A 7,112-nucleotide genomic window follows, 5' to 3' on the forward strand; every position below is an offset into this window, starting at 1 on the left:
TTGCTGACCGATGTGCCGTTGCCGGTCGGGCTGACCCGTGTCGACTTCAGCGCCACGGGCGATGAGCTGGCCGACTGCCCGGCAACCAATCCGCCCAATCACGCGGCGGCGGCGGATCTGGCGTATGTGATCTACACCTCCGGCTCCACCGGCCAGCCCAAAGGCGTGGCCATCGACCATGCCGCCCTCGGCCAGTTCTGCGACAGCGCCGTGCTGTACAGCCAGTTGAGCGCAGAGGACCGCGTGCTGCAGTTCGCGACCTTCAGCTTCGACGGCTTTGTCGAGCAGTGCTACCCGCCGCTGTGCGTGGGCGCGGCGCTGATCATGCGTGGCGATGACCTGTGGGACGCCGGGCAACTGGCGCGCGAGATCGTTGAACAGGGCGTGACCCTGGCCGACTTGCCCGCCGCATATTGGTACCTGCTGGCCAAGGAATGCGTCATGCACCAACGCTCCCTGGGCCGGCTGCGCCAGGTGCATGTGGGCGGTGAGGCGATGTCCGTGGAAGGCCTGCGCGCCTGGCATGCTGCCGGGTTGGGCGGTGTACGGCTGGTCAACACGTATGGGCCGACCGAGGCGACGGTGGTGTCCAGCGTGCACGCGTGCCAACTCGATGATGCCAGCGACGCGTTCGGTGTGCCGATCGGGCGCGCGATTGAAGGGCGCTCGCTCTACGTGCTCGACAGCAGTTTCCAATTGCTGGCGACCGATGGCGTAGGCGAGTTGTGCATCGGCGCCGAAGCCGGTCTGGCCCAGCGCTATTTCGACCGCCCGGCGCTGACCGCCGAGCGCTTCCTGCCGGACCCGTTTTCCGCAGTCCCCGGCGCCCGACTGTATCGCAGTGGTGACCTGGCCCGTTACAACGAGGCGGGTGCGCTGGAGTACGTCGGGCGTATCGACCATCAGGTGAAGATTCGCGGCTTGCGTATCGAAATGGGCGAAATCGAAGCCGGCCTGCAAGCCTTGCCGCAGGTGCGTGAAGCGGCAGTATTGGCGCTGCCGAGCGCCACCGGTACGCAGTTGGTGGCGTACGTGGTGCCCGCTGCGGGCGTCGCCTTGGACACACAGGCACTGGCGGCCCGTTTGCGTCAGTCGCTGCCGGACTACATGGTGCCCGGGCAGTGGGTGGTGCTCGATGCCTTGCCGTTGAACAACAACGGCAAGCTTGACCGCCGCGCATTGCCGGTGCCGGATCTGAACCAGCAAACACAAGCCTACGTGGCGCCCCACAGCCCGCTGCAAGTCCAACTGGCAGCGATCTGGCAGGCGGTGTTGCAGGTTGAGCAGGTAGGCCTTGAGGATCACTTCTTCGAGCGCGGCGGCCACTCGTTGCTGGCCACCCAGGTCATCTCCCGGGTACGGCATGCGCTCAACCTGGAAGTGCCATTGCGCGCGCTGTTCGAACAGCCGACCCTGCGCGCGTTTGCCGACGCCTGCGCGGCGTTGCAGGTGAGCACGGCGCAGCCGTTGGTGGCGCTGGAACGCGACCATCCGCTGGCGTTGTCCTTCGCCCAGGAACGCCAATGGTTCCTCTGGCAACTGGACTCCGCCAGCGCGGCCTATCACGTTCCCACCGCCCTGCACCTGCGCGGTCAGCTGGACATCGCCGCCCTGGAGCAGGCGTTCCAGGCGCTGGTACACCGCCATGAGCCGCTGCGCACCACCTTTGTCGAGCAGGGCGAGCAGACCCTGCAAGTCATCCATCCCGCCCTGGCAGTGACCATCGAGCGCCAGCGCGTCGAGTTGGCGGCGATCGAGCAGGCGGTGGCCGAGGAAATCCAGCGCCCGTTCGATCTGCGCAGTGGCCCGCTGATGCGCGTCAAATTGCTGGAAGTCGCGGCGCAGCACCATGTGCTGGTGATCACTCAGCATCACATCATCTCCGACGGTTGGTCGATGCAGGTGATGGTCGATGAGCTGGTGGCGCTCTACCAGGGCGACAGCCCATTGCCGGCGTTGCCGGTCCAGTACGCCGACTATGCCCAATGGCAGCGTGACTGGATGGCGGCCGGGGAAAAACAGCGCCAGCTCGATTACTGGTGCACGCGCTTGGGCCGTGAACACCCGGTGATGGAGCTGCCTCTGGACCATCCGCGCCCGGCGGTGCAAAGCCATCGTGGCGCGCGCCAGAAGATCCATCTGGACCGCACGCTGGTGGCCGAACTCAAGGCGTTGGCCCAGCGTCAGGACGTGACCTTGTTCGTGCTGTTGCTGGCTTCGTTCCAGACCGTGCTGCATCGCTACAGCGGACAGTCCGAGATACGTGTCGGCGTGCCGATCGCCAACCGCACGCGCCTGGAAGCCGAACGGCTGGTGGGTTTCTTCGTCAATACCCAGGTCATGCAGGCCGAGCTGCAGGGGCAAATGCCCTTTGCGCAGCTGCTGGCCCAGGTCAAGCAGCGCGCCCTCGAGGCCCAGGCGCATCAGGACCTGCCATTCGAGCAACTGGTGGAAGCCTTGCAGCCCGAGCGCAGCCTCAGCCATAACCCGCTGTTCCAGGTGATGTTCAACCACCAGGACAACTTGCGCGCCGGCGCCGTGCACGTGCCGGGCCTGGCATTGCAGCCGCTGGACTGGGCCGTTCACAGCACCCAGTTCGACCTGAACCTGGAAACCGAAGAGTCTGCCGATGGCCTGTGGGCGTCGCTGACGTACGCCACCGATCTGTTCGAGCCGGCGACCCTGGAACGCCTGGCCGGGCACTGGCATAACCTGCTGCGCGCCGTGGTACGCGATGAATCACAGGCGCTCGACGAACTGGCGATGCTCAGTGCGCCGCAGTGGCAGCAAATGATTGAAGACTGGAATCACACGCCCGCCGACTACCCGCACGAGCAATGCGTGCACCAGGTGTTCGAGGCGCAAGCGCTCGCCCGGCCGGATGCCACCGCACTGCGCTTCAATGGTGACAGCCTGAGCTACGCCGAACTCAACCGCCGGGCCAATCGCCTGGCGCACCGGTTGATCGCGGCGGGCGTCGGCCCCGACGTGCTGGTGGCGGTGCATGTGGAACGCTCCCTGGACATGGTGGTCGGCCTGCTGGCAACCCTCAAGGCCGGTGGCGCCTACGTGCCGCTCGACCCGCAGTTCCCGGCAGAGCGCCTGGCGTTCATGCTCGAAGACAGCAATGCCCGGGTGTTGCTGACCCAGGCGCATTTGCGCGGTCGTCTCGTACAGCCCCAGGACCTGCTGGTGCTGCTGACCGACGACTGCGACGGTGACGCGCACAACCCTCAGGTGGACGTTACGCCGGAGCACCTGGCCTACGTCATCTACACCTCCGGCTCCACCGGCACGCCCAAAGGCGTGATGGTACGGCACCAGGCGTTGTGCAGCTTTACCTGCGGCATGGCCGATACCTTGTCCATTGACGGCGATGCGCGTCTGTTGTCGTTGACCACGTTCTCATTCGACATCTTCGCCCTGGAGCTCTTCGTGCCGCTGAGTGTCGGCGCGACGGTGCTGTTGAGCGAGCAGACCATGGCCCTTGACCCGGAAGCCATCCTCGACCTCGCTCACAACCAGGCAGCCAACGTGCTGCAGGCCACGCCGTCGACCTGGCGCATGCTGCTCGACAGCCCGCGTGCGCACCTGCTGCGCGGTATCCAGTGCCTGTGCGGCGGCGAAGCGCTGCCGGCTGACCTGGCCCAGCGTCTGCTCGATTTGCAGGGCCCGGTGTGGAACCTCTACGGGCCGACGGAAACCACCATCTGGTCGGCGGCCCATCGCTTGCACGAGGCGCAGCCTTTTGTCGGGCGACCTATCGCCAATACCTCGCTGTTTATCCTCAATGCCGGGCTTACCCCCTGCCCGCAGGGCGCGGCCGGCGAGCTGCTGATCGGCGGAGTCGGCCTGGCGCGGGGTTATCACGCGCGGCCGGCACTCACTGCCGAGCGTTTTGTGCCGGACCCGTTCGGCCCGCCAGGCGCTCGCCTGTACCGCACCGGCGACCTGGCGCGTTACCGTGAGGACGGCGTGGTCGAGTACATCGGCCGCGTCGACCATCAGGTCAAGGTGCGCGGCTTCCGTATCGAGCTGGGTGAAATCGAAGCCTGCCTGCGGGAGTACCCAGGCGTGCGGGAAGCGGTGGTGCTGGCGGACAACGACCGTTTGATCGCCTACCTGGTGACCACCACGGCGGTGGATTCACAGGCCTGCAAAACCGCGCTGCGCGAGCGGCTGCCGGACTACATGGTGCCGGCGCACGTGTTGCTGCTCGAGCGCCTGCCGCTGACCCCCAACGGCAAGCTCGACCGCAAGGCCTTGCCCAAGGTCGATGCCGGTCAGTTGCACAAGGGCCACCTGGCGCCCGTCACCGCGCGCGAACAACAGGTTGCGGCGATCTGGGCCGAGGTGCTGGAGGTGCCGCAGGTCGGCCTCGACGATCACTTCTTCGAGCTGGGCGGGCATTCCCTGCTGGCCACGCGGGTGGTGTCGCGGGTGCGTCAGGCACTGGCGCTGGAAGTCGCACTCAAGACCCTGTTCGAGCAGCCCCTGCTGGGTGATTTCGTGCGCGCCCTCGGCGAGGAGGGCAGCACCGCACCGGCGCTGCTCAAGGCCGACCGCACGCAACCCTTGCCGTTGTCCTATGCCCAGGAGCGTCAATGGTTCCTCTGGCAACTGGACCCGCAGAGCGCGGCGTATCACATCCCCAGTGCCTTGCGTTTGCATGGCCCATTGAACGAAGCCGCGTTGCAACGCAGTTTCGACACCTTGCTGGCCCGCCATGAAAGCCTGCGCACTCATCTGCGCCAGGAGGCCACGGCTGCGGTGCAGGTCATCGAAGCGGTCGGCCGGATCGCTATCGACCACGGCGCCTGCGAGTACGCCGACCTCAAGGCCACCGTCGCCGCCGAGGTCGCACGGCCCTTCGATTTACTGCGCGGGCCGCTGTTGCGGGTCACGTTGTTGCGCCTGGCCGAGGACGACCACGTGCTGGTGCTGGTGCAGCACCACATCGTCTCCGATGGCTGGTCGATGCAACTGATGGTCGAAGAGCTGGTGCAGCTGTACGCCGCGTTCAGCCAGGGTCAGACCGCGGATCTGCCGGCGTTGCCGATCCAGTACGCCGACTATGCCGTATGGCAACGCAACTGGATGGAAGCCGGCGAGCAAACGCGTCAACTGGCCTATTGGCGTGAGCAGTTGGGCGGCGAGCAGCCGGTACTGGAGCTGCCGTTCGACTTTCCGCGCCCGGCGCTGCCAAGCCATCGCGGTGCGCGCCTGGGCATCGACCTGGCGCCAGGACTGCTGGAAGGCCTGCGCACCCTGGCGCGCAATGCCGGCGTCACCTTGCCGATGGTGTTGTTGGCGTCCTACCAGGCGCTGTTGCATCGCTACAGCGGCCAGGAAGACGTGCGCGTCGGCGTGCCGGTTGCCAACCGCAACCGCCTGGAGACCGAGGGCCTGATTGGCTTCTTCGTCAACACCCAAGTGCTCAAGGCCGACCTTCACGGGCAGATGAGCGTCGAGCAGCTGCTGCGCCAGGTGCGCCAGCGCTCCCTGGACGCCCAGGCCCATCAGGACCTGCCGTTCGAGCAACTGGTGCAAGCGCTGCATCCGGAGCGCAGCCTCAGCCTGAGCCCGTTGTTCCAGGTGCTGTTCAACCACCGCGTAACGTCCGCCGAGCGTCAGTTGCAGCAGCTGACCGACCTGCACATTGAGGTCCTGGGCTGGGATGACGGCGTGGCCCAGTTCGACCTGGCGCTGGACGTGGAAGAAAGCCCGACGGCGCTGCATGCCTCCCTGAGCTATGCCACCGACCTGTTTGCACCCGCCACCATCGCGCGCATGGCCGGGCATTGGCAGAACCTGTTGCAGGCGATGGTGGCCGATCAGACTCAAGCCATCGGCCAGTTGCGCGTGTTGGATCAGCACGAGCAGCAGCACATCCTGCAACTGTGGAACCGCGCCGATGCCGGCTATCCGTCCCAGCGGCTGGTGCATGAGTTGGTCGCCGACCGTGCCCGGGAGACCCCGGATGCTGTCGCGGTGAAGTTCGATGCGCACACCCTCAGTTACGCAGAACTCGACACCCAGGCCAACCGCCTGGCTCATGCGCTGATCGCCCGTGGCGTCGGCCCGGAAGTGCGCGTGGCGATTGCCATGCCGCGCAGTGCCGAGATCATGGTGGCGTTCCTCGCGGTGCTGAAGGCCGGTGGCGTGTACGTGCCGCTGGATATCGAATACCCGCGTGATCGCCTGCTGTACATGATGCAGGACAGCCGGGCGCAATTGCTGCTCAGCCATACCCGCGCCCTGGCGCAACTGCCGGTCCCCGATGGGCTGGAGACCCTGGCGATTGAATGCAGCGAGCAATGGGCGCAGTGCAGTGACCGCGCGCCGAATGTGGCGCTGGACGGCGACAACCTTGCCTACGTGATCTACACCTCCGGTTCCACCGGCATGCCCAAGGGCGTGGCGGTGTCCCACGGGCCACTGGTGGCGCACATTATCGCCACCGGCGAGCGCTATGAAACCCGCCCAGCCGATTGCGAACTGCACTTCATGTCCTTCGCCTTCGACGGCGCCCATGAAGGCTGGATGCACCCGTTGATCAATGGCGCAAGCGTATTGATCCGTGACGACAGTCTGTGGCTGCCGGAATACACCTATGAACAGATGCACCGCCACAACGTGACCATGGCGGTGTTCCCACCGGTGTACCTGCAGCAACTGGCCGAACACGCCGAGCGCGACGGCAATCCTCCAGCCGTTCGGGTGTACTGCTTCGGCGGTGACGCCGTGGCCCAGGCCAGCTATGACCTGGCCTGGCGCGCGCTGAAGCCGACCTACCTGTTCAACGGCTACGGCCCCACCGAAACCGTGGTCACGCCGCTGCTGTGGAAGGCGCGCAAGGGCGACCCATGCGGCGCCGTCTACGCGCCCATCGGCACCTTGCTCGGCAACCGCAGCGGCTACGTGCTGGACGCGCAGCTCAACCTGCAACCCATCGGCGTGGCCGGTGAGTTGTACCTGGGCGGCGAGGGCGTGGCCCGGGGTTACCTGGAGCGTCCGGCGTTGACCGCCGAACGCTTTGTGCCGGACCCGTTCGGCAAGCCCGGCAGCCGCGTGTATCGCAGCGGCGACCTGACCCGTGGGCGTCCGGACGG

Annotated in this window: 1 protein-coding gene; it reads left to right on the forward strand. The window is 66.3% G+C overall.

Features of this window, described 5'->3' with window-relative positions; all coding sequences use genetic code 11:
* Positions 1 to 7,112 (forward strand): non-ribosomal peptide synthetase (locus BFP90_RS04895; RefSeq protein WP_141688926.1); only part of this gene is annotated, 7,112 nt, incomplete at both ends.

This window comes from Pseudomonas sp. 24 E 13 (assembly GCF_900004715.1).
Taxonomy (GTDB): domain Bacteria; phylum Pseudomonadota; class Gammaproteobacteria; order Pseudomonadales; family Pseudomonadaceae; genus Aquipseudomonas; species Aquipseudomonas orientalis_A.